The sequence below is a fragment of the Microtetraspora malaysiensis genome (assembly GCF_050947145.1).
Lineage (GTDB): Bacteria > Actinomycetota > Actinomycetes > Streptosporangiales > Streptosporangiaceae > Microtetraspora_A > Microtetraspora_A malaysiensis.
Genome location: NZ_CP191998.1, coordinates 2069322 through 2095455, shown reverse-complemented (window position 1 = coordinate 2095455; position 26134 = coordinate 2069322). Strand labels below are relative to the sequence as shown.

General features: G+C 69.4%; 28 protein-coding genes and 1 tRNA gene. 15 read left to right on the top strand and 14 right to left on the bottom strand.

What is annotated here, in order from left to right; translation table 11 throughout:
- The first annotated feature begins 10 nt into the window (after positions 1-10).
- The 3 genes from ACQP1V_RS10215 to ACQP1V_RS10205 all read left to right on the top strand — a co-directional run bounded on the left by ACQP1V_RS10215 (position 11) and on the right by ACQP1V_RS10205 (position 1190).
- Entirely contained in the window at positions 11-688 is a 678-nt protein-coding gene (locus ACQP1V_RS10215; RefSeq protein WP_433421329.1) for a TetR/AcrR family transcriptional regulator, read from the top strand.
- A gap of 55 nt (positions 689-743) precedes the next feature.
- Positions 744-816 (top strand) — tRNA-His (locus ACQP1V_RS10210).
- Between the two features lie 158 nt (positions 817-974).
- Positions 975-1190 carry a helix-turn-helix domain-containing protein gene (locus ACQP1V_RS10205; RefSeq protein ID WP_067135895.1) on the top strand — a complete coding sequence of 72 codons (216 nt, stop codon included), beginning with the start codon at positions 975-977 and terminating at the stop codon, positions 1188-1190.
- A gap of 12 nt (positions 1191-1202) precedes the next feature.
- Here the strand turns inward: ACQP1V_RS10205 and lat are convergent, their stop codons facing one another.
- Both lat and ACQP1V_RS10195 read right to left on the bottom strand, forming a co-directional pair.
- Positions 1203-2483: an L-lysine 6-transaminase gene (lat, locus tag ACQP1V_RS10200; RefSeq protein WP_387413131.1), complete on the bottom strand. Its 1281-nt coding sequence runs from the start codon at positions 2481-2483 to the stop codon at positions 1203-1205.
- Between the two features lie 134 nt (positions 2484-2617).
- Entirely contained in the window at positions 2618-4264 is a 1647-nt protein-coding gene (locus ACQP1V_RS10195; RefSeq protein WP_433421325.1) for a penicillin-binding transpeptidase domain-containing protein, read from the bottom strand.
- Positions 4265-4326: 62 nt separating this feature from the next.
- On the opposite strand from ACQP1V_RS10195, the gene ACQP1V_RS10190 reads away from it, so the two are divergent.
- Complete coding sequence (locus ACQP1V_RS10190; protein ID WP_387413127.1) at positions 4327-5160, top strand: spermidine synthase; 834 nt, start codon at positions 4327-4329, stop codon at positions 5158-5160.
- 3 nt (positions 5161-5163) lie between these two features.
- On the opposite strand, the gene ACQP1V_RS10185 is transcribed toward ACQP1V_RS10190, so the two are convergent.
- Genes ACQP1V_RS10185 through ngcE form a run of 4 tightly spaced genes read right to left on the bottom strand, consistent with a single transcriptional unit; the run spans position 5164 to position 8728 of the window.
- Positions 5164-5424 (bottom strand): 4a-hydroxytetrahydrobiopterin dehydratase, encoded by a 261-nt coding sequence (locus tag ACQP1V_RS10185; protein WP_066950140.1) that lies wholly within the window; start codon positions 5422-5424, stop codon positions 5164-5166.
- Between the two features lie 34 nt (positions 5425-5458).
- Positions 5459-6322, bottom strand: a complete 864-nt coding sequence (locus ACQP1V_RS10180) for a carbohydrate ABC transporter permease (protein WP_387413123.1) — start codon at positions 6320-6322, stop codon at positions 5459-5461.
- 2 nt (positions 6323-6324) lie between these two features.
- A complete protein-coding gene (locus tag ACQP1V_RS10175) occupies positions 6325-7269 on the bottom strand; it encodes a carbohydrate ABC transporter permease (protein ID WP_433421322.1) in 945 nt (314 codons plus the stop codon).
- Between the two features lie 4 nt (positions 7270-7273).
- Positions 7274-8728 carry an N-acetylglucosamine/diacetylchitobiose ABC transporter substrate-binding protein gene (ngcE, locus tag ACQP1V_RS10170; RefSeq protein ID WP_433421319.1) on the bottom strand — a complete coding sequence of 485 codons (1455 nt, stop codon included), beginning with the start codon at positions 8726-8728 and terminating at the stop codon, positions 7274-7276.
- Between the two features lie 253 nt (positions 8729-8981).
- Between ngcE and ACQP1V_RS10165 the strand changes: the two genes are divergently transcribed.
- A complete protein-coding gene (locus tag ACQP1V_RS10165; RefSeq protein ID WP_433421316.1) occupies positions 8982-9602 on the top strand; it encodes a class II aldolase/adducin family protein in 621 nt (206 codons plus the stop codon).
- Here ACQP1V_RS10165 and ACQP1V_RS10160 read toward each other — a convergent pair.
- Positions 9589-11184 (bottom strand): DUF885 domain-containing protein, encoded by a 1596-nt coding sequence (locus tag ACQP1V_RS10160; protein WP_433421314.1) that lies wholly within the window; start codon positions 11182-11184, stop codon positions 9589-9591. The two genes, ACQP1V_RS10165 and ACQP1V_RS10160, sit on opposite strands and share 14 nt — an antisense overlap.
- Before the next feature lie 57 nt (positions 11185-11241).
- Here ACQP1V_RS10160 and ACQP1V_RS10155 point away from each other — a divergent pair, with 57 nt between their 5' ends.
- Positions 11242-12474 carry a DUF4032 domain-containing protein gene (locus tag ACQP1V_RS10155; protein ID WP_433421311.1) on the top strand — a complete coding sequence of 411 codons (1233 nt, stop codon included), beginning with the start codon at positions 11242-11244 and terminating at the stop codon, positions 12472-12474.
- 9 nt (positions 12475-12483) lie between these two features.
- On the opposite strand, the gene ACQP1V_RS10150 is transcribed toward ACQP1V_RS10155, so the two are convergent.
- The gene (locus ACQP1V_RS10150) at positions 12484-12972 is read right to left on the bottom strand and encodes a DUF523 domain-containing protein (protein ID WP_433421308.1); all 489 of its coding nucleotides are present in this window, start codon (positions 12970-12972) and stop codon (positions 12484-12486) included.
- 216 nt (positions 12973-13188) lie between these two features.
- Here ACQP1V_RS10150 and ACQP1V_RS10145 point away from each other — a divergent pair, with 216 nt between their 5' ends.
- The 6 genes from ACQP1V_RS10145 to ACQP1V_RS10120 all read left to right on the top strand — a co-directional run bounded on the left by ACQP1V_RS10145 (position 13189) and on the right by ACQP1V_RS10120 (position 17331).
- Positions 13189-13560, top strand: a complete 372-nt coding sequence (locus ACQP1V_RS10145) for a roadblock/LC7 domain-containing protein (RefSeq protein ID WP_433421305.1) — start codon at positions 13189-13191, stop codon at positions 13558-13560.
- A 3-nt stretch (positions 13561-13563) separates the two neighbouring features.
- Complete coding sequence (locus ACQP1V_RS10140) at positions 13564-14454, top strand: MarR family transcriptional regulator (RefSeq protein ID WP_387413109.1); 891 nt, start codon at positions 13564-13566, stop codon at positions 14452-14454.
- The gene (locus ACQP1V_RS10135) at positions 14451-14858 is read left to right on the top strand and encodes a roadblock/LC7 domain-containing protein (protein WP_387413107.1); all 408 of its coding nucleotides are present in this window, start codon (positions 14451-14453) and stop codon (positions 14856-14858) included. The genes ACQP1V_RS10140 and ACQP1V_RS10135 overlap by 4 nt, the downstream gene beginning before the upstream one ends.
- A gap of 28 nt (positions 14859-14886) precedes the next feature.
- On the top strand, positions 14887-15258 hold the full coding sequence (locus tag ACQP1V_RS10130; protein WP_387413105.1) for a hypothetical protein: 372 nt from the start codon (positions 14887-14889) through the stop codon (positions 15256-15258).
- A gap of 232 nt (positions 15259-15490) precedes the next feature.
- Complete coding sequence (locus ACQP1V_RS10125) at positions 15491-16909, top strand: DHA2 family efflux MFS transporter permease subunit (protein ID WP_433421301.1); 1419 nt, start codon at positions 15491-15493, stop codon at positions 16907-16909.
- A complete protein-coding gene (locus ACQP1V_RS10120) occupies positions 16906-17331 on the top strand; it encodes a MarR family winged helix-turn-helix transcriptional regulator (protein ID WP_433421298.1) in 426 nt (141 codons plus the stop codon). The genes ACQP1V_RS10125 and ACQP1V_RS10120 overlap by 4 nt, the downstream gene beginning before the upstream one ends.
- Positions 17332-17863: 532 nt before the next feature.
- Here the strand turns inward: ACQP1V_RS10120 and cpt are convergent.
- Positions 17864-18394, bottom strand: coding sequence for a chloramphenicol phosphotransferase CPT (gene cpt / locus ACQP1V_RS10115; RefSeq protein ID WP_433421295.1), 531 nt, complete (start codon positions 18392-18394; stop codon positions 17864-17866).
- 214 nt (positions 18395-18608) lie between these two features.
- Between cpt and ACQP1V_RS10110 the strand changes: the two genes are divergently transcribed.
- Both ACQP1V_RS10110 and ACQP1V_RS10105 read left to right on the top strand, forming a co-directional pair.
- Positions 18609-18803, top strand: a complete 195-nt coding sequence (locus ACQP1V_RS10110) for a MarR family transcriptional regulator (protein ID WP_433421292.1) — start codon at positions 18609-18611, stop codon at positions 18801-18803.
- 139 nt (positions 18804-18942) lie between these two features.
- Entirely contained in the window at positions 18943-19143 is a 201-nt protein-coding gene (locus ACQP1V_RS10105) for a hypothetical protein (RefSeq protein ID WP_433421290.1), read from the top strand.
- 334 nt (positions 19144-19477) lie between these two features.
- Here ACQP1V_RS10105 and ACQP1V_RS10100 read toward each other — a convergent pair whose 3' ends face one another.
- The 4 genes from ACQP1V_RS10100 to ACQP1V_RS10085 all read right to left on the bottom strand — a co-directional run bounded on the left by ACQP1V_RS10100 (position 19478) and on the right by ACQP1V_RS10085 (position 23564).
- Positions 19478-19819 (bottom strand): hypothetical protein, encoded by a 342-nt coding sequence (locus ACQP1V_RS10100; RefSeq protein WP_433421287.1) that lies wholly within the window; start codon positions 19817-19819, stop codon positions 19478-19480.
- Positions 19820-20261: 442 nt separating this feature from the next.
- Positions 20262-20771 carry a nuclear transport factor 2 family protein gene (locus ACQP1V_RS10095; protein WP_433421284.1) on the bottom strand — a complete coding sequence of 170 codons (510 nt, stop codon included), beginning with the start codon at positions 20769-20771 and terminating at the stop codon, positions 20262-20264.
- Between the two features lie 161 nt (positions 20772-20932).
- On the bottom strand, positions 20933-22180 hold the full coding sequence (locus ACQP1V_RS10090) for a cytochrome P450 (protein ID WP_433421281.1): 1248 nt from the start codon (positions 22178-22180) through the stop codon (positions 20933-20935).
- A 46-nt stretch (positions 22181-22226) separates the two neighbouring features.
- On the bottom strand, positions 22227-23564 hold the full coding sequence (locus tag ACQP1V_RS10085; RefSeq protein WP_387413091.1) for a glutamine synthetase family protein: 1338 nt from the start codon (positions 23562-23564) through the stop codon (positions 22227-22229).
- 180 nt (positions 23565-23744) lie between these two features.
- On the opposite strand from ACQP1V_RS10085, the gene ACQP1V_RS10080 reads away from it, so the two are divergent.
- Entirely contained in the window at positions 23745-24554 is an 810-nt protein-coding gene (locus tag ACQP1V_RS10080) for an acetoacetate decarboxylase family protein (RefSeq protein WP_067135860.1), read from the top strand.
- A 57-nt stretch (positions 24555-24611) separates the two neighbouring features.
- Here the strand turns inward: ACQP1V_RS10080 and ACQP1V_RS10075 are convergent, their stop codons facing one another.
- A complete protein-coding gene (locus ACQP1V_RS10075; RefSeq protein ID WP_433421278.1) occupies positions 24612-26087 on the bottom strand; it encodes an APC family permease in 1476 nt (491 codons plus the stop codon).
- Positions 26088-26134: the final 47 nt, after the last annotated feature.

Here is a 26134-nt window from a genome sequence, read left to right as displayed (position 1 = left end):
CTGTCAACCCGTGCCGCGACCTCGCTCCTACTCCGAAACCGACATCGCCGCCGCCGCCCTCGCTGTCATCGACCACGACGGGCTCGCCGCGCTCACGATGCGCGCCGTCGCGGTCCGGCTCGGCCTGGGCACGATGTCGCTGTACCGGTACGTCAGCGACCGCGAGCAGTTGGAGGGGCTCGTCGTCGATCTCGTACTCTCGGCCGTCGACACGACACCGCCGCCCGGCCTTCCGTGGAACGAGCAACTCACGGTGCTGGTCGAACGGGTGCGTGCCGCCGCCGCCGCGCACCCGCAGGTCATCCCGCTGGCCTTGACCCACCGCCACACCTCGGCGAACGTGCTGCGCTGGGCGGAGGCCGTCCTCGGCGTGCTGACCGCCGCCGGATTCACCGAAGACCGCCGGGCGATCGCCCTCCGCTGCCTGCTCGGCCATCTGATCGGCTCGATCCAGATGGACCACCTCGGGCCGCTGTCCGGCGCGGGTACGGAGGCGATGGCGCGGCTGTCCCCCGAGGCCTACCCCCTGCTGGCCGAAACCGCCCGCGAGGCGCGGGAGGTCACCGCCGGGGACGAGTTCCGGCGCGGCTTCCACATCCTCCTGCTCGGCCTGCGCGCCTCGCTCGACGAGGCAGCCGAAACGGGTCCAGAGGTGACAAATCGGCGAACGCCGCGCGGCGGGACATGACGACTCCGAAATACCGCTACACTTTTCTCGTACGCCGCCGAGTGCGGCGGACATGGTGGGTGTAGCTCAGCTGGCAGAGCGCCAGGTTGTGGTCCTGGATGTCGTGGGTTCAAGTCCCATCACTCACCCGGGAAGACGGCCGGTCCGAAAGGACCGGCCGTCTGCTTTTGTGGCGCGACCACAAGAATGATCCACAAAACATGACCTACGCGCGTTATGCTCGCTCTCGACCGCTACGCCGGACGCGCGGGGGCCTCGGCGATCTTGATTCTGCCCAGGAGGCCGGATGAGAGTCGACGACCGCACCCGTTTGAGCCTGAGCAAACGCGAGGCCGAGGTCATGGACCTCATCGCCGTGGGCCACTCCAACGGTGAGATCGCACAGCGCCTCTTCCTCAGCGAGAAGACGGTGAAGAACCACGTCAACCGCATCTACGCCAAGCTCGGCGTGGAGTCGCGGAGCGCGGCGATCGGCCGCTGGCGGGACTCGACCGGCGACTGAGGCCGGCCCCGCTCAGCCCGGGGTGAGGACCTCGCGGAGGCGGGCCAGGCCGTACTCCAGCTCGTCCGGCTGTACGGAGAGCGCCGGGCGGAGCCGTACCGACTGCTCGCCGGACGGGAGGACCAGCACCCCGGCCGCACCCTCGTCGCGCAACCGGGCGATCACGCCGGCCCGGTCGGGCACGTCGAACGCGCACATGAGACCGCGGCCTCTGGCGTTCGCGACGAGGCCCTCGGCCTCCAGGGTCTGCAGCCCGGAGAGCAGCTTCTCGCCCATGATCGCGGCCTTCGGGATCAGCTCGTCGCGCTCGATGATCTCCAGCATCCGGCGCGAGCGCACCATGTCGACCAGCCCGCCGCCCCAGGTCGAGTTGATCCGGCCGCTGACGTTGAAGACGTTGCCGGGGACCAGATCCACCCTGCGGCCGGCCATCACCCCGCCCACCTGGACCTTCTTGGCGAAGACCACGACGTCGGGCGCCAGGCCGAACTGCTGGTACGCCCAGGGGGTGCCGGTCAGCCCGACGCCGGTCTGGACCTCGTCCACGATGAACAGCGCATCGTGCTCGTGGCAGAGGTCCTGCATCGCCTGAAGGAACTCGGGACGCATGTGGTTGTCGCCGCCCTCGCCCTGGACCGGCTCGGCGATGAAGCAGGCGATGTCGTGGGGGTTGCGGGCGAAGGCGTCGCGCGCCTGGGCCAGGGAGCGCCGCTCCGCGGCCTCCACGTCGCCGAAGTGGATGGCGGGCACGTCGATGCGGGGCCAGGAGAACTTGGGGAAGCGGTCGGTCTTCACCGGGTCGGTGTTGGTGAGGGACAGCGTGTAGCCGCTCCGGCCGTGGAAGGCGCGGGTGAGATGGAGCACCTTGGTGCCGAGGCCGGGGTGGCGGCCGTGGGCCTCATTCCAGCGGCTCTTCCAGTCGAAGGCGCACTTCAGCGCGTTCTCGACGGCCAGCGCGCCGCCCTCGACGAAGAACAGGTGCGGCAGGTCGGGGTCACCGAGCACCCGGTGGAAGGTCTCGGCGAACTCGGCGAGGTGGGTGGTGTAGAGGTCGGGGTTGGCGGGCTTGTTCGCGGCCACGCGCGCGAGCAGGGCCATGAACTCGGGGTCGTCGTCGAAGGGGTTCATCCCCAGCGGCGACGAGGCGAAGAACGTGTAGAAGTCGAGGTATCTCCGGCCATCGCGCGCGTCGACCAGCCAGGAGCCCGAGCTCCTGTCCAGATCGAGCACCAGCCGGAAGCCGTCGACAAGCAGATGCCGGGCGAGGACTTCGTGTACGGCGTTCGGGTCCATATCGCCTCCACATTGAGCCGGGACAACACGATTCCCTCACGACCGGGGTCGAATGTGAAGACTTTCCCGCCGAATGAACCTCCTGGAGAACGTTTTACTACCTCCTTGGCACATCGGCCGGAGAAACACCTGTCTCACAGGGCACGCAGGAAACGCGCGGCGATCGGGATCGCCGCGTTGCGCCCCGTGCCGCCGTGTTTCACGAACACGGCGAACGCGAGGTCGCCCTTGTATCCGATGAACCAGGCGTGGTCCGGGCCGCCCTGCCAGTCCTCGGCGGTGCCGGTCTTGCCGGAGACGCCCTCGGGCAGCTCGGACCCGGCCGCGGTGCCCTCGGTCGTCACCGCGCTCATCAGCGACCGGAGCCCGGCCGCCACCGTGTCGTTCAGCGGCACGCTCGCGGGCGGCGCATGCCCCTCGATCCGCTCCGCCACGTCGGCCGGGAGCAGCCGCGGCGGGTGCCAGGCCCCGCTCTGCACGGCCGCCGCGACGCTCGCCATGCACAGCGTGCTCGCCTCCACCGTGCCCTGGCCGAATGAGGCCTCCGCGAGCGCGTCCGGGTTCTCCGGCCTGTTCAGGCTGCCGCAGGTGCCGCCGACGCCGGTGGCGAGGCTGGTGCCGAAGCCGAGGGCGGCCGCCTGCTCCATCAGCCGGTCGGCGCTCACGAGCTGTACCGCGAGCCGCGCGAACGTCGTGTTGCACGACAGCGCGTACGCCTGCTGGAGCGTGACGCTTCCGTGGTCCTTCTCCTGGTAGTTGTTGATCGTCCGCCCGTTCGGGATCGTGTACGCCGCCGGACAGGGGACCTGGGAGTCGGCGCTCAGCCCGCCGTCGAGCAGTGCGGCGGCGGTGACCGTCTTGAAGGTGGAGCCGGGCGCGTACTTCCCGGTGAACGCCTCCCTGCCGCCCAGCCGGTCGGCCACCGCGGCCACCTCCCCGGTGGACGCCCGCACCACGACGATCGCGGCCTGCTGGACGGGGTCGAGCGCCCGGGCCGCGGCCGCCTGGGTGAACGCCTCGACCGTGGTCTTGGTCCCCTCTGACGCCGCCGCCTTCTTCTCCAGCAGGACCCGGGGCTGCTGGGCCGGGTTCCGCAGCTCGATGGTCCACCCCACCTCCGTGCCGGAGGGCGGCTGCGGGATCCGCGTGCCGAGCTCCGCGAGGTACGGCTCGGCGTAGCTCTCGTGCGGGAACGCGCGCCCCTCCTTGGTGACGAACCGCGTGGTGGGCACCGGCTCGTCGATCCGGACCAGCTCGCCTCCCTCGGCCAGGTCGGGGTGCATCACGGCCGGGGTCCACAGCACCTTCCAGCTCAGGTCCCGGACGGCCAGGCGCAGGGTCGAGGCGAAGTCCCAGGCGCCGTCGTATCCGGCCAGCTTCCGCGCCCCGGTGAAGCGCATCTCGGCCGTCTGCTCCCCGGTTTTGGTGACCTTGCCGGGCTTGAGCCGTACGACCTGGGCGGAGAGGGCGTCGTCGAGCTGCCGATGCTGGGCGGCGAAGTCGGCGGGCGGCTCGTCCACGAGTTCGCGCATCGACTCGTAGTCGCCGGTCGCCCAGTCACTCAGGTAGGTGCGGGCCGTCTCCTCCGGCGTGCCCTCGACCTGCCCCTCGGCCGGCCCGTCGTCGGGCACGGGCGCGGGCGGCGTCGGTCCGTCGATCAGGAGCTGCGTCTGCGGGCCGGTCCCGGCCTCGTCCTTCCCCTGCAGGACGAGCCCGGTGACGCTCGTGACGATGATGGCGACGACCACCCCGACGAGGGCGAGCAGCGCTCGTCTGCGCATACGGTTTCTCCTGGGGGGGTCGGAGTGCTCCCCCCGATATACCACGCATAGGGAGCAAAAGGTTGAGAGATCCGGTGCAGGGCCGCTATCCCGTGACATATGGCGAGGTGGAGCTCCTGCGGGACCTCGACCGGCCGGACGGGTGGATGCTCGTCATGAACGGCGTCGCCCAGTCGTACGTGGACCTGGCCGATCCGACCTACCTCGACTTCGACTACGTCCGGCTGATGGCCGAGGTGATCGGCTGCCTCCCCGAGGGGCCGCTCGACGCCGTTCACATCGGAGGAGGGGCCTGCACGCTGCCCCGCTACCTCGCCGCGGCCCGGCCCGGCTCCCGGCACATCGTGATCGAGCCGGACGCCGAGCTGGTCCGGCTCGTCCGCGAGCAGCTCCGGCTGAAGTCGGTGCCCCGGCTGAAGGTGCGGGTGCTCGACGGGCGGGCGGCCGCGGCCGGGCTGGACGACGCGTCCGCGGACCTGGTCGTGCTCGACGCCTTCTCCGGCGCGGTCATGCCGGCCGAGCTGGCCACCACCGAATACCTCGCCGAGATGCGGCGGATCCTGCGCCCCGGCGGCACGCTGCTGATCAACGTGGCCGACGGGAAGGGCCTGCCGTTCGCCCGGCGGCTGCTCGCCACGGTGCTCGGCGCGTTCCGCCACGTGCTGTTGCTGGCCGAGCCCGGCATCCTCCGGGGACGGCGCTTCGGCAACCTGATCGTGGCGGCGTCCCCGGCGGAGCTGCCGGTCGGGGCGGTCACCCGCCGGGCGGCGGGCGGCCTGACCCAGGCCCGCTGCCTGTACGGCAGGGAGCTGACGAACTTCGTCGCCGGCGCCGCCCCGATCAGGGACGGCGAACCGGTCGTCTCGCCCGTGCCGCCGCCCGGCCTCTTCGACTGACGGTCAGCTCGCCCCGTGGGCGGCCGCGATCTCGTCGATGCGGGCGGCGAGCGTGTAGTCCAGCTCGGTCAGGCCGCCCGCGTCGTGCGTGGTGAGCGCGAGGTGCAGGGTGCGCCACCTGATGTCGATGTCGGGATGGTGGTTCATCTTCTCCGCCTCCTCCGCGATCTCGTTCACGATCGCGATGGCGGTGCGGAAATCGGGGGCGGTCACGGTCCTGCGGATCGTGTCGCCGTCGGTCTGCCACGTGGTCGGTTCGCCCATGCGGACAAGGAGATCACGGGAGGCGGCCGCCGCGCTATTTGAGCGCGCCCGCGGTGAGGCCCGACTGGATCTGCCGCTGGAAGACGATGTAGACGATCAGCATCGGGATGATCGCCATGCAGAGCGCCGCGAACAGCCCCGCCCAGTCGGCCTCGTAGCCGGCGTTGGTGGAGATGTTGGCGATGCCCTGGGTGATCAGCCACTTGTCCTCGGCGTTGCCCGGCAGCAGCACGATCGGCAGCAGGTACTGGTTCCACTGGCCCAGGATGTTGAAGATCGTGATGCTGATCAGGCCGGGTTTCGCCATCGGCAGCATGACCTGGAAGAACGTGCGCGTGTGCGAGGCGCCGTCCATCATCGCGGCCTCGGCCACCGAGGTCGGCAGCGTCTTGAAGAACGCGGTCAGGAAGAACACCGAGAACGGCAGCGAGTACGCGACGTAGACGATGACCACGCCGGTGTGCGTGCCGAGCAGGCCGAGGTTCTTCACCGTGAGGAACAGCGGGACCAGCGCGAGGAAGACCGGGAACGACAGGCCGGAGACGAACAGCAGATAGATCGCCCTGCTGCCGGGGAACCGGTACCGGGCCAGCACGTACGCCGCCATCGAGCTGAGCAGCATCGTGAAGAAGGTGGACACGGCCACCACGATCACGGTGTTGACCATGTACTGGCCGATGTGGGCCTTGGCCCAGGCGCGACCCCAGGCGTCCCAATGGAAGGTCGCCGGCAGCCCCAGGGGGTGCTCGCCGAAGATCTCCGTGTTGGTCTTGAAGGAGCCGAGGAACGTCCAGATGATCGGGAAGATCACCAGGATCGCCCAGACGACCAGGGCCAGGTGCGACAGCGGGCCGAAGACGCCGACCCGGCCGCCCGTGCGCTGCGGGGGACGTGTCATGTCTAGAACTCGATCCTCTCGCGCCGCGTGACCCGCAGGGTGAGGACGGCGAACGTCAGGGTCAGGAAGAACAGGGCGACGCCCATAGCGGAGGCGTAGCCGTACTTGGAGAAGGTGAACGCCTGGCGCCAGATCTCCAGCGGCAGCACCGTGGTCGCGTTGTCGGGGCCACCCCGGTCCACGGAGAGAACCTGGACCAGGGCGAACCCGTCGAACGCGGCGATGCCGAGATAGACCCAGCCGACCTGCAGGGTGTCCCAGAGCAGCGGCAGGGTGATTTTGAAGAAGAGCGTGAACCGTCCCGCCCCGTCCAGCGCCGCCGCCTCGAACACCTCCGGCGGGATGGACGACATGCCGGCCGAGAAGAGGACGACGTAGAAGCCGACGGCCTGCCAGACCATCACGCCCATGATGGTCCACAGCGCCAGGTCGGGGTTGATCAGCCAGCCCACGGGGTCGATCCCCACGGCCCCGAGGACGCTGTTGACCACGCCGGTCTTGTCCGGGCGCAGGATCGCCTGGAACAGCACGCCGACGATGGCGACGGCGAGGACCTGCGGGAAGAAGAACACGATCTTGTAAAAGGCCGACCCGCGCACACCGGTGCGCCGCCCGTTCGCCTGCCCGCCCCCGACGTTGAGGAGGAACGAGAAGAACAGCGCGATGGCGATGGTGGCCAGCGGCATGACGAGCAGCAACAGCCCGTGATGGCGCACCGCCTGCCAGAAGACGTTGTCGGCGAACATCTTCCCGAAGTTCTCGAAGCCGACATAGTCGAAGTCCGGGGAGATGCCCTTCCAGTTGGTGAGCGCGATCTGGAACGCCTGGACGTACGGCGCGATCACGAAGACGACGTAGAGGACCAGCGGCGCCGCGAGGAAGGCCAGGATGAACCCGTACCGCCTCAACGCCATCGGCGAGGCCGAGGACAGCTTGCCATGCCGCATGGGATCACGCGGTCCGCTTCTGCTTGGTGACCGAGCTGTCGGCCTTCGTCTTGTCCGCGGCCTTCTGCATGTTGGCGCAGAACTGGTCGGCGGTGATGCGGCCGAACATGAGCGCGTTGGTCTGCTTGCGCAGCTCGGTCTCCAGCTCCTTGTACCACTGCTCGAAGCTGGACCAGGTCACCACGTTGGCGCCGGCGGCCGACTGGGCGGCCACCACGCTCTCGGTTCCGGGCGACAGCGTGAGGCCCTCGGTGGAGCCGACCACGACGGTGAGGCTCTTGGTCTTCTCGGTGAAGGCCTTGGCCGCCTCCTTGGAGAGCATGACGCGCATGTACTCCAGGCCGCCGTTGACGTTCTTGCCCTTGGCCGGGAGGACGTACGGCTCGCCCGCCACGGCCCGGATCGCCTCGTACGGCATGGTGTCGGACGCGCTGACCGACGGGGTGGCCGACATGGCGTACTCGAAGCCGGCCGGGGTGTCCTTGGCCTGCTCGGGCTCCAGCCAGGAGCCGGAGGGGTAGAGGGCGACCTTGCCCTGGTTCTGCTGGGTCTGCACCTCGGTGTGGATCAGGCCCTCGTAGGACTTGTCCATGTACTTGCCGATCTCGGCCCAGGCCGTCGCCGCCTGCTTGACGGCGTCGTGGGTCCAGGCGCCGTCGACGAGGTTGTCGATGTCGATCAGGACCTGGTTGCCGCCGATCTTCGCCGCGCTGATCAGGATCATCCAGTACTGGTAGTACGAGGCGTTCTTGCCGGCGTACGCGTACGGGGTGATGCCCTTGGCCTTGATCTTGTCGGCGAGAGTCTTGAACTCGTCGAAGGTCTTCGGCGGGGTCCAGCCCTCCTTCTCGAAGAGCTTGGCGTCGTACCAGAGGCCGTACGCGGTGTAGACGTAGTTGAGGAGGTACGGCTTGGCGGGGTCGCCGGCCAGGCCGGACTCGATCGTGCCGGGGACGAGGGTGTCCTTGACCTTCTTGCTCGGGTCGTCGATCGACGGCGCCTCGTAGAGCGGGGTCAGGTCGAGGAGCTGCCCCGCCGCGACGAGGGAGCCGGTGTCCAGGTTGTCGGTGCCGGAGTTGTTCACCACGTCGGGCACGTCGCCGCTGGCGAAGCGTGGCGTGAGGGTCTGCGCGATCGCCTGGATGCCCTGGTGGGTGATCTTCGCCTTCGGGAACTCCTTGACGTACAGCGGTTCGTGCGACTGGGTCGCGTACTCGTCGCCGTAGGCGCCCTTGAAGATCACCACTTCGAGGGGAGCGTCGGCCTTGACGCCGAACGGGTTGGCCTGCGACGTCGCCGCGCCGCCTCCGCCGGCGGAGGCGGCCGGTTCGGCGGTGCTCCCGCCGCCGGAGGTGGCGCAGGCGCTGAGCAGACCGGCCACGGGGCCGGCGGCGAGTGCGGTGAGGCCGATGCGGTGCATCATCTGGCGCCGGGTGATCTCGCGAGGCGTGTTGGTCATCCAACTCTCCTGGGGGGACAGTTAGGAAAGTTTCCTAAACGATTGCTGGAACGTACGGCGAGCCGCGAATCGCGTCAAGAGTCCGCAGTCGGTCTAGACCAATCTGTGATCCACCCCGGATCGCCCTCGGTCGATATTCGGAGGGTATATCCATGTTTAAGCAGCTAAAAGGCTGTATCAAAAGTAGGATCATCCGATCAGAGCTGGTATAGACCGGACCGGATATGCAGCGATACACAGTAAGTTGTCCGGCATGTGGGATCTTCGCCGGGAATTGTGTGAGTACGGCCATAAGGCGGCTAAGTTGGGCCTGGTCATCGGGACCTCGGGCAACCTGAGCGCCCGGAAGGGCGACCTGGTCGCGGTCACCCCCTCCGGAGTGGCGCTGGACCGGCTCAACCCGGAGGACTGCCCGGTGCTCGACCTGGAGGGCCACCCCGTCGAGGGCGACGCGCGGCCGTCGTCGGAGACGCCGATGCACCTGGCCGTCTACGCCTCGACCGACGCGCAGGCGATTGTGCACACCCACTCGGTCTTCGCGACGGTGGTCGCGACCACCGCGACCGAGCTGCCGCCGATCCACTACAACGCGCTGCTGCTCGGGGGCGCGGTCCGCGTCGCCCCCTACGCCACGTACGGCACGCCCGAGCTGGCCGAGCACGTGCGCGCCGCGCTGGCCGGCAAGCAGGCCGCGCTGCTCGCCAACCACGGCGGGGTCACCATCGGACCGACCCTGGAGAAGGCGTTCGAGGCGACCCGCCTGCTCGAATGGCTGTGCGAGGTCTACGTGCGGGCGCTCGGCGTCGGCACCCCCACCGTCCTCACCGACGAGCAGCTCGCCGCGGTGGTCGAGCGCGCGTTCAGCCCGGGATGACCGTACGGCGGGCCAGGCCGAGCGGAAGCCCGCCGTTCCCGGCGATCTGGTCGTGGAACTTGCGCAGGTCGCCGGCGTAGTCGTCCCGGATCCGCCGGATCTCCAGCGCCCCGGTGAGGTACGACGGCGCCTGGGTCGGCCAGGCGCAGTAGCGGTTGACCTCGCCCTTGGCGGTGCCCGGCGACAGCGACGCCTTGGTCGCCATGAAGGTCTCGGCCTCCTCGATCGTCATGTCGCCGCAATGCAGGGCGGTGTCCACGACCATCCGGGCGGCCCGGAAGATCCGGCAGTCCAGGTGCGCCAGCTCGGTCGCCGGGGTGTCGAAGTATCCCTGCTCGTGCAGCATGCCCTCGACGTACAGCGCCCAGCCCTCGGTGAAGTAGGGCGTGCGGAAGATCTTGCGCGCCTTCCTCGGGTTGCCCGCCATCCACCCCAGGTGCCAGTGGTGCCCCGGGTACGCCTCGTGGACGGCGATCGACGGCATCTGCGCCCGGCAGTTGGTGCGCAGGCGCTGCCGTACCTGCTCGGGGGTGAAGTCCTCCGGCGTGAACGGCACATAGAACACGCCCGACCTCGACGCGCTGAGCGGCGGCGGCGCCAGGTAGCTGGCCACGGCCAGGATGGGCCGCTGGAACTCCGGCGACGGCAGCACCTGGCACTCCTCCCCCTCGGGGAAGGTCACCAGGCCGCGATCGCGGACGAAGTCGCGGGCGCGCAGCGTCTCGGCCTCGTACTCGGCGCGCATGTCCTCCAGCGTCTCGGGGTGGTCGTCCATGAGCGACTCCATCGCCGCCCGCCAGTCCTCGCCCCACTCGCCGGAGCCCACGCGCGGCGCGACCTCGCGCATCCGGGCGTCGATCTCGTCCCACGCGCGGCGGCCCTTCTCGTGCAGCTCGGCCGCGCCGTACCCGAGCATCTCCCGCTCGCGCAGCAGCGTGGAGTAGAGCTCCTCGCCCATGCGCCAGGTGCCGCCCGCGGTGAAGCCCGACAGGAAGACGACGAAGTCGTCGAACGCCGCCGCGGCCGGCTCGGCCGCCGCCGCCAGCCGGGCCCGCAGCACCGGGTCCGCCACCAGCCCGGGGACGGTCTCGGTGAGGAAGCGCCGCGCCGTACGCGCCTGGCCCAGGCCGCGGGCGATCAGCAGGTCGGCCGCGAGATCGGGGTCGAGGTTCGCGCGGCAGGCGGCGAGCACCGCGGGCACCTCGGCGAGCCGCGCGACGGCGCTCTCGACCAGCTCGGCCTCCGGCTTCAACCGCTGCTGGAAAGGCGTGAACAGAGCGGCGAAGATCCCGTTCACGTAGGGCGCGGGATCACGCCGCCACTCAGGCCAGCGCGCGCTCGCCACCGACCCGCGCAAATGGGAGAGAACCAGCTCGCGGTCGATCTCGTCGTCCGCGGTCTCGCCGGGGGCACGTTCGGCCGACAGCCGTTCCAGCCAACGCTCCGCGGCGCGTTCCCTCGCGGTGAAGGCGGCCTCGGTGAAGTCGCCGAGTGTGTGGTCGTACCCGTCGGCGCCGAGCAGCGCGGCCCGGATCGGGTTCTCCCTGAAGTACCAACCGATGAAGTCATCCAGCAGCGTCATGCTCAAGGACTCTATCCGCGAGACTGGATCACGAATCCCCGCAACGAGGAGCAAACGGTGCCCCTGCAGATGATCGGCGCCCCCGGCGACCCCGACCTGATCCGGCTGCCCTGGGACATCCCGCTGGAGGAGTGGCCCGACCACCACCTGGTGACCCTGCCGCGCGGCATCTCGCGGCACGTCGTCCGGTTCGCCCGCCTGTCGGGGCGCGTCTACGCGATCAAGGAGATCAGCGAGCGGTACGCCAGGCGGGAGTACAAGCTGCTGTGGGACCTGGCCCGGCTGGACGCCCCGTCCGTCGAGCCGGTCGCGGTCGTCACCGGGCGCACGGCCGCGGACGGCACCGAGCTGGACTCCGCGCTGATCACCCGGCACCTGCAGTTCTCGCTCCCCTACCGGGCCGTGCTCTCCGGCGCGGTGCGGCCCGACACGCTGACGCGGCTGCTCGACGCCCTCGCCGTGCTGCTCGTCCGGCTCCACCTGGCGGGCTTCTACTGGGGCGACTGCTCGCTGTCCAACACGCTGTTCCGCCGCGACGCCGGAGCCTTCGCCGCGTACCTGGTGGACGCGGAGACCGGCGAGCTGCACCCGATGATCAGCGAAGGCCAGCGGACCCACGACATCGACGTGGCGCACGTCAACATCTACGGCGAGCTGCTCGACCTGGAGGCGGGCGAGCTGCTGCACCCGTCGATCGACCCGCTGGTCTTCGCCGGGCAGATCGTCGAGCGGTACGAGCGGCTGTGGAGCGAGCTGAACTCCGACGAGATCATCGAGGACGTCGACTGGCACATCGTCGAGCAGCGGATCAGGCGGCTCAACTCGCTCGGCTTCGACGTCGCCGAGATGATGGTCCGCAGGAAGGTCGGGACGGGGCGGCTCATCGTGCGGCCCAAGGTTGTGGACGCCGGGCACCACCAGCGCCGCCTGCTGCGCCTGACCGGTCTGGACGCGCAGGAGAACCAGGCCAGGCGGCTGCTGAACGACCTCGACGCGTTCCGGGTGTCGAACGGCCTGCGCCACGAGGACGAGGCGATCGTGGCCCACCGCTGGCTGGCCGAGGTCTTCCAGCCGGTGGTGAGCGGGATCCCGGCCGAGCTGCGGCGCAAGCTGGAACCCGCGCAGCTGTTCCACGAGGTGCTCGACCACCGCTGGTTCATGTCCGAGACGGCCGGGGCGGACGTGGGCCTCGATGCCGCGGTCCGGTCGTACGTCGAGAACGTCCTGGCGTTCAAGCCGGACGAGAACGCGGTGATCATCGACGCCGGGGCCGACCCGCTGTCCCCCTGAGCTCGGACGTCAGCCCTCCCGGAGATGCCGGGCGGCCGCGGCGATGTCGTCCTCGTTGAAGACACGGATGCCGTTCTGTTCGAGAAGCGCGGTGGTCACGCCCTGGCCCGGGGTCGTGCGCCCGGCGAACGTGCCGTCGTAGACGCGCAGCGATCCGCACGAGGGGCTGCCCTCCTTGAGGATCGCCACCCGGGCGCCGGCCGCCCGCGCCGCGTCGAGCGCCCGCCGGGCCCCCTCGACGAACGCCTCGGTCACGTCGTCGCCGTCCGGCGTGAGGATGCGCGCGGTCCCGGCCAGCACGGCGGCGCCGCCCGCGCCGCCCTCGATCTCCGCCGGCGGCCTGGGGACGGGCAGCCCGCCCGCGACTTCCGGACAGAACGGGACAAGTCGCCCTTCGGCGTTCCAGGCGGCGAGCAGTTCGTCCTCGCTCGTCTTGGCGCCGCCGTCGTAGCGCACCTTGCGGCCGAGGAGACAGGCGCTGACCAGGACTCGTTCCATAACTCCTATTCTCGCCCACCCTTAACCCAAAATAAGCCGGGCGATCTTCACATATGCCGGTAAATACAACTCTTCTATGCAGTTAGGGATTTCTCCTCCTTGAGGGACTAATCCTTATATCTCACCTCTTGTCGCGATCGATCGTGCGGGCTGCGCGGGCACCGGCTTCTCTAATGTTGGCCGCGCTGCATGGGCGACACGGCGAGGGAGCTGCGCGTGACCGGGATAGAGGACTGCCTTTCCGAGGCCATGACGATCCCCGGCGCACTTGACGCGATCCTCGTGGATCACACCAGCGGAATGGCGGTCGCCGCCAAGGGCGTGCCCTATCCGGAGGGATCGGCCGCGGGCCTGAGCGAGGCGTTCCGCGCCACACTCGACGGCCTCGCCCTCTCGACGCCCGACGGGACGATACGCATCGAGGACGTGATCGTCACCACCGACCGGGCCTACCACCTGATCAAACCGATGGAGACGATGTTCGACGGCCCGCTGCTCATCTGCCTCCGGCTCGACCCCGACCGCGCGAACCTCGCCCTCGCCCTACGCCAACTTCAGGCCATCTCCCACCGGCTGATCGCCTCGTGACCCATGGCCACCACCACGACCCTCGACTCCGTACTCACCGGACTGGCCCAGGACAGGGCCACCGGCTCCCTCCGCATCGGCCGCGCCGGCACGATCTTCCTCACCCGAGGCCGGGTGTCGTACGCCGAATGCACGGGGACGCCGGGCGTGGAGGAGCTGCTGACCGCCTCCGGGCGGATCAGCGCCGGCGCGGTCAGGAAGGCGCGCCAGGCCGCCACCGGAGAGAGCGACCCGCCGAGCGGCGGCGACCGGCTGGTCGACGCCGGCGTCCTCACCAAGGGCGAGCTGGAGTTCTGCGTCCTGGGCGCCACCCTCGACGCCTCGTACTTCCTGCTCGGACCCACGCTCGCCACGAGCGGGGCCCGTCCCGGGCCCAAGCCCCGGTTCAAGGACGGGGAGCGGCACTGGCTCGGGACGCACTGGTTCTTCGACGTGCCCGGCCTCTTCCAGGAGTGCCGGCGGAGGAAGGCCCGATTGGACCGCGCATGGCCGTCGAGCGAGCTCGACACACAACCGGTGATCCCGGTCCGGCGCATCCCCGGCAGGCACGTGGTGCTGTCCGCGCTGCAGTGGGAGGTGCTGCTCGGCGCCGACACCACCGCCACACCCGCCGAACTGGCTCGCCGCCTCGGCCGTCCCGCCTACTCGACCCTGCTCGCCGTACGCGAACTGGGCGCGGCGGGGCTGCTCGCGACCGGGGCCGACCCCGCCGACCAGGCCGCGCCCACCCAGCCGGCGCTGCCGAAACGCGCCGAGCGGAGCGGGCCACGGGCCGAGCTGCGCCCCGGACCGGGGTCGGACCCGGCACAGCCGTACCTGCCACAGGTCAGCGCCGACCCGACCGACGTGAAGCTGCTCATCAGGCTGCGTGACGCACTGGAGGCGCTGCAGTGATCACCTGGCTCAAGCGGGCCGGAAAGGGCATTTCGATGGATCTACGCGGCGAAATACACGAGGAGATGCTCCTCCTCAGGGAACGCGCGCCCGAGATCACCGGCACGCTCACCTGCACGGTGGACGGGATGCTCATCGCGACCGACATCTCCGGCCACACCGAACAGACAGCGGCGCTCTCGTCGGCGCTCATCTCGATGGCCCGCAGGATGACCGACCTCGTCCAGGTCGGCGCCCTTGAGGAGACCCTGATCTCCGGCACGCGCGGACACGCCGCGTGCTACGCCGCGGGTCCCAAGCTCGTCCTCGCCGTTCTCGCCGGCCCGGGGGCCAACCTCGGCCTGCTCCGGATCGAGGGCCGTAAGACGGCGGCCAAACTCGCCGCCATCGTCGAACGCGCATAACCGAACCAACCGAACAGGAGAAACGGGCATGACGAACATCGACATCTCGCTCAAGGAAATGATGGGCATCGACGGCGCCCTCGGCTCCTGCGTCGTCGACTACGGCAGCGGCATGGCCCTCGGCACCCTCGGCGGCTCCAAGGACCTCGACCTCGCGGTCGCGGCCGCGGGTAACACCGAGGTCGTCAAGGCCAAACTCCGCACGATGGAGTCGCTCCAGATCAAGGACGCCATCGAGGACATCCTCATCACGCTCGGCTCGCAGTACCACATCATCCGCCCGGTCACCGGGCGCAGCGGCAAGGGGCTGTTCCTCTACCTGGCCCTCGATCGCAACAGGTCCAACCTGGCGATGGCCCGCCACCAGCTCCGCTCCATCGAGGAACGCCTGGAAGTCTGACCGCTCCCCCGGGAGGCCGTCCCTACCCGGCAGCCTCCCGGGGGGACGCCCCGAGCGAAGCGAGCGCCAACCACTCACCCGCGAGGGGCGCGGCGGTGTCTGGACTGAGGAACGAGTGGGCTGAGGAACGAAGCCCCGAGTGACGAGGGAAGACCTCGACTGAGGGCGCCCCGAGCCGCGCGAGCGAAGCGAGCGCAAATAAACAGGGCGTACCGTTGTAATAGTGCAACTAATGAACCGCCGCCGACGGGTCCTGGTGCTGCTCATCTGCTGCATCAGCCTGCTGATCGTGTCCCTCGACAACACGATCGTGAACGTGGCGCTCCCCTCCATCGGACGCGCCCTGCACGCCCCCATCTCCGGGCTGCAGTGGACGATCGACGCCTACACGCTGACGCTCGCGAGCCTGCTCATGCTGTCCGGCTCCACCGGCGACCGCATCGGGCGACGGCGGGTCTTCCAGATCGGCCTGCTCGTCTTCACGTCCGCGTCCCTGTTGTGCAGCATCGCCCCGACCCTGGAATGGCTGATCGCGTTCCGCGCCCTCCAGGCGATCGGCGGGTCGATGCTCAACCCCGTCGCCATGTCGATCATCACCAACACCTTCACCGACCCGCGCGAACGCGCCCAGGCGATCGGCGTGTGGGGCGGCGTCGTCGGGATCAGCATGGCCCTCGGCCCCGTCGTCGGCGGCGTGCTCACCGACAGCGTCGGCTGGCGGTCCATCTTCTGGATCAACGTGCCGATCGGGCTGGCCGCCGTCCTGCTCACCTGGCGCTTCGTCCCCGAGTCCAAGTCCGAGAAGCCGCGCCGGATCGACCCCGTCGGCCAGGTGCTCGTCATCGCCCTGCTCGCCTCCCTGACGTACGGGATCATCGAGGGGCCCGGCCTGGGCTGGACGTCCGGCCTCACCATCGGATGCTTCGCCGTCGCCCTCCTCTCCCTCGTCGCGCTGATCTGGTACGAGCCCCGCCGCGACGAGCCGCTCATCGACGTGCGTTTCTTCCGCAGCGCCCCGTTCTCGGGGGCGGCGGCCATCGCGGTAGCCGGCTTCGCCGCGCTCGGCACCTTCCTCTTCGTCAACACGCTCTACCTGCAGGACATCCGCGGCCTGTCCGCCCTGCGCGCCGGGCTCTGCATGCTGCCCGTCGCGCTCGCGACGCTGATCTTCGGACCACTCTCCGGGCGGCTGGTCGGCGCGCGCGGTCCCCGAATATCGCTCATCGCGGGAGGCACCTGCATGGCCGTCGGCGGGGTCCTGCTCGCCCAGATCACCCCCGCCACACCCATCCCCGCGCTGCTGGCGATCTACCTGGTCTTCGGGCTCGGCTTCGCGGTGGTCAACCCGCCCATCACCAACACCGCCGTCTCCGGGATGCCGCTGTCCCAGGCCGGCGTCGCCGCCGCCGTCGCCTCGACCAGCCGCCAGGTCGGCCAGTCGCTCGGGGTCGCCATCGCCGGATCGGTCGTCGCCTCCGCCACCGGCGTCTCCGGCTTCACCCGGGCCAGCCACGCCACCTGGTGGATTGTCGCCGCGTACGGGCTGCTCGTCCTGATCCTCTCCATCGTCAGCACCAGCGGCTGGGCCATGGCCACCGCCGAACGAACCGCCGCGCGCCTGACGCCGTACGAACCGGCGAGGTCCCGATGAACGCCCTTCCCGACGAAGAGCTCGCCACCCGCGTCTGGCGCGGCATGCGCGGCCTGGTCGTCGACCGGCACGAACGACGCAAGGAGGTGTGCGAGGCCCTCGGCATGAGCTTCGTCCGCGTCAAGGCCCTCCGCCTCGTCGCCGCCGGACCACTGACCTTGCGGCGGCTCGCCGAACAGCTCACCACCGACCCTCCGTACACCACGGTCGTGGTCGCCGACCTGGAGCGCCGAGGGCTGGTCGAGCGCGCCCCTCATCCCGGCGACCGCCGGGCCAAGATCGTCTCGATCACGCCCGAAGGCGTACGGGCCGCCGAACTCGCCGAGTGCATCCTCGGCACACCGCCCGCCGCACTGCTCGCCCTGGATCCGGCCGACCTCGACGCCCTCGACCGCGTCATCACCCGTCTCCTCGCCACCTGAATCCGGGCCTGGACGGGAGCGTGGCCGTTCCTGGTGCGCGTCGCTGAATGGTGACCGCTGCGCTGCGGCGGGCAGTCGCTCCGGCGCGCCGTGATAGCTGATCTCTGGCGACACCGCTTCGCGGCTTCGGGCGCGGTGGTACATGGCACGGTCCTACGCGCGCCGGAGCAACCACCCGCACTCCGCTCCGCTCACCGCCGCCCCGGCTGCCGGCCGTAGGCGCCTCGTCTCGTCCTCGGCCTCCTTCTCGCCGGTCGTGGCGTCGATCGGCCTTCGACGCTCAAATAGGCGAGTACGCACCTGACGGGAGCGTCGACATCATCGTCAACGACGCCGGCATCGGCCGCAGCTCGGGCGGCAGTTCACCCTCGCCAACTCCCAACGCCCGCCACCCCGACGTGCTGGCAGCCCAACGCCGCGAACGCGCCCGGATCCGCGAGGAGAAGGGCATCCGCTGGGGAGGACGGCCCCTGCCACAGCGGCCTGACCGTCTCGGCGCTGCGGTCATAGCGGCAGACAGCCGGACCACCGATCAGCTGACATGCGCGGCGATGGTCCGTGCGCACTCCATCGACTCGGCATGCGTGGTGTCCACCTCCAGGTCATAGACCATGCCCCGGTGGACCACATCCGCCTGGGACTCCGCCATGCCGACGACCCGATCACCTCGTGCGACCTCACGGCCCGCGGCAACCGCACTGTCGCACCGGACGCCGACCCACAGCACCCGCAGTTCGCCCAAAGCCTTCTGCCATCGCTTCTGCGAGTCCGCTCCGCCGAGGAAGACCTCATCAACGATGACCCGGGCACCCGCACGGGCCATCGCGGCGACCCCCTCGATCCATGCCGCTTCCAGCGCCCGGAACTCCGGCCCGACGATCACTTGCCCGTCCGGAGCGAACTCGATCCCGGCATCCGATGTCTGCATGGACGCGGGCATCGCCTCAATCAGCGTGTCTGTCCCCAGGGCCAACCACGGATCCGGCAGGCATGCCTGCAGACACCGAACGATCCCGGACTTCCCCGAGCTGGAACCACCGTTGAGAACGATCACTTCAGTCATCACCACGCCACAGTAGAGGCAACCACAGCAACGCTCGAAACAGATTTCCGCGAACGCTGCACCGCCCGCCACAACCCGGTGAACCTTCCCGGTCAGAGCACTGGATCACGCTGAAGCGGCTGCGCGACGGAGGGCAGATCATCAACATCTCCAGCGGCGCGGCCTGGTCGTCGACCGGCACAAACGACGCAAGGAGGTGTGCGAGGCCCTCGGCATGAGCTTCATCCGCGTCAAGGCCCTCCGCCTCGTCGCCACCGGACCACTGACCTTGCGCCGGCTCGCCGAACAGCTCACCACCGACCCTCCGTACACCACGGTCGTGGTCGCCGACCTGGAGCGCCGAGGGCTGGTCGAGCGCACCCCTCATCACGCCCTCGACCGCGTCATCGCTCGCCTCCTCGCCACCTGATGAACGGTTGCGGGGAGACGTGGTACTCACCGTTGACAAGTGCGCTGCGCTGCGGCGGTTGGCTGCCTCGGTGCGCGAGAAGCCCGCCCATGGTGATCGCCGTCGGCGCACTGCTCAGTGCCGTCCGGCAACCCCGTGCGTGGTTCGCACTGCTGGTGTCAGCGGGATCGTCGGCCCGCTCGCCTTCACCGCGCTCTACGGCGCGACCATCGATGCCGGGGACGGATGGGTGTGGGTCTGCGGCACGGTGCTGTATGTGCTGTGCGCTCCGGCGTTCGAGAGGGCTGCCCGCGAATGTGCCGGGCCGACTCGCTGGCGAGATCGAGCCGTCCATGACTGATCTCCTGGGGCCAAGGGGTCAGGCGGTGCGCTGAGGTGATCAGTGTCGCGCCCCGGGCCAGGCGTCGAGTGCCAGTTCGGCGGTTTCGGTTATGAACAGCCCGCATGGCTGCCCGACATGCGCAGATGAGACGTACGACCCGGCTTTCCCCTACCAACGTGCCCTGGCTCCCTGCTCAATGCTGCGCCGACTCGCCCACGGCCTACCGCAGCCGGACGACCCCAGACTGTCAGCAAAATTTGCTGACAGTCTGGGGTGTCTACGCGCGTGCTCGACACGAGGATTCGTGCTGATCCTCGAGGGTGGTTCTCGTTGAGAATCCACCCGGTTCATTTCAGAAGCAGAAGTTCCCGTAGTAGTCGAAGGCGCAGTCGCCGACGACAACTACGCCGCCGCTCCAGGGCCGACCCCAGGACCCGCTCCACGGGTTACCCCAGGGCCGACCCCAGGACCCGCCCCACGGGTTACCCCAGGGCCGACCCCAGGAGCCGCTGCCCGGCCGACCCCAGCCGCCCGGTCGGCCCCAGTCGCTGTGGGTGGTGTTGACTGCGGCGCTGTCGGCCTGCGCGACAGTAGCTGAGCTCTGCATTGTGAACGTCTCCGCCGAAGCGGCGACTGGCGCCATGACGGCGAGAGCGACGCAGGCGGAACTGGCCAGAAGTACGCGGTGGAGCATGCTTGTGGATCCTCTCCTGTCCAACTGAAGTCACTAACTGTGACCGCTGCCACGCTACCCATCTGTTGATCATGGATCTGGACGGAGACACATCAAGGGACGGCAATTATGTGATCCTGTCGGCGGGTTGCCCCGTGGGAGCGAGGCGATCCGATGGCCCGCCACATCCGACGGAACAGTCTGGCCGAATCATGAGTCTGATTTCCGACCTGCGGCGAGAAGGAGGCCGAGGACGAGACGGGGCGCCTACGGCCGGCAGCCGGGGCGGCGGTGAGCGGAGCGGAGTGCGGGTGGTTGCTCCGGCGCGCGTAGGACCGTGCCATGTACCACCGCGCCCGAAGCCGCGGCAGCGGTAGCACCAGAGATCAGCTATCACGGCGCGCCGGAGCGACTGCCCGCCGCAGCGCAGCGGTCACAATTCAGCGACGCGAACCGGGCACAGCTATGCTCCCTCGCCCTCGCCCTCGCCGTCCCGGCAGGCGTCGGCGACGGCTTGGGGGTCCCAATAGAACGGGCGACATTCGAGCATGCGTCCGTTCCTGACAGTGATCAGTTGCACGATCAGGGTGTCGACGTGCCGGCCGGTGGCACGGGCGCGAAAGCGCACCCGGTTCCGCACGACCACCGTGTTCTCGTCGCCCCAGTGCTCCTGTTCCAGAAACTCCATCGACTCCCAGACCTCACTGAAGAGGGCCAGGAACCGCTCCATGCCGTCATGGCCGCGCCATGTTCCGGTGCCGGTGAAGGGCAGCCCGGGAGCCTGATGCAGGACCACCTCTGGATCCAGGTAGGCGGCGACGTCGTCGTAGCTCGCCTTACCGAACCCACCCGCGCTCACATACGCGGCCTCGGCCGCGTAGAACCTCTGCATCACCGTCCAGGCGTCTTCCGGTGACTGCCCATCCGCCCGCGATCCGCCGACCTGATCCCCTGCCACTTCTGCTGTGTCCATGGCGCCAGTGTCATCGGCCGGGGCAGGCCAACCCTGGCGGTAATCAGACCTATAACCGCCGCGGTCCCGATTCAGGGGGTCGATTCGACCCCATTCCAAGTAAAAGGCCTGGACCTCAAGGAGAGGTCCAGGCCCGGGCGTCGCCGACGCGCCGGTACCGGTCAGGCGAGGGTGACGGTGACCGGGAGCTCCTTGATGCCGTTGACGAAGTTGGAGCGGACCCGGCGGATGTCGCCGGCGAGCTTGATGTCGGCGAGGCGCGGCAGCAGCTCCTCGAACATGACCCGGATCTCCAGGCGGGCGAGGGCGTTGCCCAGGCAGAAGTGCGGGCTGCCCTTGCCGAAGGTGATGTGGTCGTTGTTCTGCCGGGTGACGTCGAAGGTGTACGGGGAGTCGAAGACTCGCTCGTCCCGGTTGCCCGAGCCGAACCACATGACGACCTTGTCGCCTTCGGCGATCTTCTGCCCGTGCATCTCGACGTCCCGGGTCGCCGTACGGCGGAAGTGGTAGACCGGGGAGGCCCAGCGCAGGAACTCCTCCACCGCGTTCGGCATGAGGGAGAGGTCCTGCCGGAGCTTCTCCGCCTGCTCGGGGTGGTCGATCAGGGCGCGCATGGTGTGGGAGATGGCGTGCCGGGTGGTCTCGTTGCCGGCGACCACGAGCAGCAGGAAGTAGTTGTCGAAGTCGTTCGGCGAGAGCGGCACGCCGTCGGACGGGGTCCCGTTGACGAGCTTGCTGACGAGGTCGGTGCCGTCGCCGCCGCGGCGCTGCCTGGCCAGCTCCCTGCCGTACTCGAAGACCTCGATGGAGGCGGGGCTGCGGAACGGCAGGTCGCGGTACTTCTCGCTCTCGGCGCTGTGCAGCAGGACGTCGGCGTAGTCGGGGTCGGTGTTGCCGATGATCCGGTTGCCCCAGTCGATGAGCTGCTGGGTGTCGTCCTCGGGCACGTCGAGCATCTTGGCCAGGACGTTGATCGGGAAGTCGGCGGAGACCTCCTTCACGAAGTCGAACGTGCCCTTGGCGAGCGCCGCGTCGAGGGTGCGGGCGGTGAGGCCGCGCAGGAAGACCTCGTAGCCGGCGACGGCCCTGGGGGTGAACTCGCGCTGCATGATGCGGCGGAGCACGCTGTGCCGGGGGCCGTCGGTCTCCAGGAGGGAGCGCCGGATGGTGGCCTGGCGTTCGTCCACCTCTTCAAGGTTGACGAACTTCATGGAGGTGAACGTCTCGGCGTCGCGGTCGACACGGACGATGTCGGCGTGACGGGTGATCGACCAGAAGCCGCTGCCGTGGTCGCCCTCGTCCTGCCAGTGCACCGGGGCCCCGTCGCGCAGCACGTCGAACATGCGCCACGGGGTTTCGCCGTCGAGGAACTTGTCGTTGTCCGCCAGGTCGACGTCTTCCAGGCGCATTGATCCTCCAGAAGGGGTTTCAGGAACTACGAGTGACTAGAGGTGGCTAGAGGTGGTAGGCGTACTCGCGGAACTCCCAGTCGGTGATGAACTGGGAGAAGCGCTCGACCTCGTTCCGCTTGTAGGCGAGGTAGGCGGTGGTGAACTCCTTGCCGAGGACCTCGCTGAAGGCGGTGTCGGCGCTGAGGGCGTCCAGCGCGACGGGCAGCGACATCGGCAGCATGGGGGCCTTGCTGGTGTCGTAGCCGTAGCCGGAGAGTGGTGCGGGCGGCTCCACGCGGTCGCGGATGCCGAGGTAGATGGCGGCGAGCAGGCCCGCGATGCCGAGGTAGGGGTTGGCGGAGGCGTCGCCGAGCCGGACTTCCAGGCGGGTGCCGGCGCCGCGCTCCGGCGGGACGCGCAGCATGGCGCTGCGGTTGTCGAGGCCCCAGTCGATCAGCCAGGGGGCGAGCGTGTCCGGCCCGAACCGCTTGTACGAGTTGATCGTCGGGTTGAGCAGGGCGGCGAGCGCTGGCGCGTGCGCGAGGATGCCGCCGATGGCGTACCTGGCCCGCTCCGAGAGCCCGTACGCCTCGGAGGGGTCGTCGAAGACGTTTTGGCCGTTCTCGTCCGTGCAGGAGAGGTGGACGTGGAAGCCGGAGCCGCCCTCGTCGTTGAAGGGCTTGGCCATGAAGGTGGCCATCATGCCGTCGCGGCGGGCCAGTTCCTTGATGGCGGATTTGAAGCGGAAGGCCCGGTCGGCGGCGTCGACGGCTTCGGAGTGGTGGAGGTTGATCTCGAACTGTCCGCCGGAGAACTCGTGGTTGCCCATGGTGACGCCGAGTTCCATCCCGCGCAGCGTGCGCAGGGTGCGCAGCACGTGGGAGCCCCGGTCGCCCTTGGCGCCGACGACGTAGACGTTGCCGGGGGCGTCGTCGTAGCGCTTCCAGCCCGCGCCGTCGGGCTCCAGCAGGAAGTACTCCAGCTCGGGGCCGACGACGCCGGTCAGTCCGAGCTCCGCGAGCTTGGCGGCGGCGGCGCGGACGACCTCGCGCGGCGATTCGGGGAAGGGCTCGCCGGTGGCGGGGTTGACCGCGTCGCCGAGACAGTAGGCGACTCCGGGCTCCCAGGCGAGCGGGACGAGTGTGGACAGGTCGGGGCGGATGGAGATGTCGGGGAGGCCCTCGTCGAGCCCGCCGGGCACGGGGACGACGTCGGCCTGCGGCGAGGTGTAGTAGACGGCGCGGCAGAAGGCGACGCCGCTCTCGCACACCTCGGGGAGCCGTTCGACGAGCACGTCTTTGCCGCGGTCGGTGCCGATGAGGTCGGGATAGCCGATACGGACGACGTCGACGCCCTGGTCCTGCAGGCGCTGAACGGCCCGTTCCGCGGACTCCGTGCTCACATGGCCTCCTCGATAGTGCCAGCACGTGGGGGGTTCATTTGGGTGCAAACAATACGCCGCAATTGGGGGGACAACAAGAGTCCACTTTTGAAAGATATCTGCGGTCCGCTGATGACAATGCCCAGCTCAGGGCATATCGTATGGATCCAAATGAACTGACCCCACCCCCAAGGAGGCGCCGTGGCCACGCTGCGCGGTTTCTACACGCCCAAGACGGTGAGCGGCCGGTCCTCGCTGGTCCCGAGCCCGCCCTGGTACTACTCGGGCGACCTGCTGACCGTGGAATACCGGACCGACCCCGCCAAGGTGGCCGCGCTGCTCCCCGAGCCGCTCTCGCTCGCCGAGGAGGACCCGGGCGCGGTGGCGGTGATCTGGGCCGACTGGCAGTCGTGCTCCGGAGGCCGCGAGGAGCTGCTGGACCCCGTGCGGTCGCAGTACAAGGAGTGCTTCGTCGTGGTGCGCTGCTCCTACCAGGGGCAGACCTACTCGCGGTGCGTCTACATCTGGGTGGACAAGGACTTCGCCATCGCCCGGGGCGTCCACCAGGGCTACCCGAAGAAGCTGGGCTCCGTCCACATGACCCGCCCGCACCCGTTCGGCCTGGCCGCGCCGCGGATCGGTGAGGGGGGCGTCTTCGGCGCCACGCTCGCCGCCGCCGACCGGCGGCTGGCCCAGGCCGTCGTACGACTCCGCGAGCCCAGCGAGACCAACGGCTTCGTCAACGGCCACCCGATGGCGCACAACCGCTGGCTGCGGTCGATCGAGCCGGGCAAGGGACTGGCTCTGGACGAGCTGATCGTCACCGGCGCCGAGAGTTTCGAGGGCGGCCAGGCCTGGACCGGCGACGCGGAGATCGAGCTGTTCGACGCGCCGACCGAGGAGCTCGCCGGCCTCACGGTGGACGAGATGATCGGCGGCTACTACCGCCAGGTCGGGGTCGTCTGGAACGGCGGCACGCTGCTGGAGTCGGGTGCCTCCGGCGCGGAGTAGCGCGAACCGTCAAGGAGGGCCGGGTCACCCCGGCCCTCCTTTTCTGTGCCTTGACCGCTACTCGGCGGAAGCGCCGTGGCCGATCCGGGCGTACGTCGCCGGGTCGGCGGCCTTGATCCGCAGGCCGTAACCGACGCCGACGATCCCGGCGAGCAGGACGAGGCCGGGGATCAGCCAGTTGAGGACCGAGTCCGGCGGGGTGCCGAGCAGGGCGTTGAAGTTGACGACCGCGAGCACGAGGATGGCCGCCAGGGCCGCGCCGGCCAGCGTGGGGGCGATGATGCGGCTGAAGCCGTTTTCACCGCGCGAGTCGCGGCGGAAGAACCCGAGCACCGACACCGAGGTGACCACGAGCAGCAGGATCACGCCGAGCGCGCCGAGGTTGGTGAACCAGTTGAACAGCGTGCCGGTGGGGTCGCCGCCGAGGACGCCGAAGCCGACCACGACCACGAGCGCGATGGCCGTCTGCACGAGCGAGCCGACGTACGGGGAGCCGTGCCTGGGGTGGGAGTCGCCGAGCCGGGCGGGCAGGACGCGCTCGCGGCCGAGCGCGAAGAAGTACCGCGCCACCGCGTTGTGGAAGGACAGCAGGGCGGCGAACACGGCGGTGACCATGAAGACGTTGGCAAGCGTGGAGAACGCCGAGCCGAGGGTCGCCTCGCCGAGGATGAAGACGAGGTCGGTGCCGTTCTTCGCCGACTCGTCGATGATCTTGTCGACGCCGGTGCCCATGGACATCGCCCACGCGGTGAAGGCGTAGAACACGCCGATCAGGGCGACGGCGATGTAGGTGGCGCGGCTGACGGTGCGGCGCGGGTCGCGGCACTCCTCGCTGTAGATCGCGCCGGACTCGAAGCCCATGAACGACGCCATCACCCAGCAGAAGCCGGCCCCGACGGCGCCGGTGGTGACGGCGCTCCAGGTGAACGGCTCGGCGGTCAGGCCGGCGGGGGCGTTCCCGACCTGGGCGATATCGAAGACCAGGACGGTGAGCCCCTCGCAGACCAGCAGGACGGCGAGGACGCGGGCGTTCAGGTCGATCCGGCGATAGCCGAGGAACGCGATCAGCGCGAGGGCGACCAGCGAGCACACCCACCAGGGCACGTCCACGCCGAGGTGCGCCGAGACCAGCCCCGCGGCGGCCGCGCCGAACAGCCCGTACAGGCCGACCTGCATGGCGTTGTACGCGACGAGCGCGACGAACGAGGCACCGACGCCGGTCACCCGGCCGAGCCCCTGCGCGATGTAGGAGTAGAACGCGCCCGCGTTGGAGATGTGCCGGCTCATCGCGGCGTACCCGGCGGAGAAGACGGCGAGCACGGCCGCGAGGATCAGGTAGATGAGCGGGACCCCGGTCACCCCGGTGGTGCCGTAGCTCATCGGAAGGCCGCCGGCCGCGACGGTCAGCGGCGAGGAGGCCGCCACGACGAAGAAGACGATGTCGGGCACGCCGATCCGACGTCGGGAGAGGGTGTGCGTCGCGGACTGTTCACCGGCCGAAAGCCGTCCGGTGGCGATTGCCTCATCGGCCATGGCAACCTTCCATATAAAAGGGGTGGATGAGCGGGGATGTCTCTTCA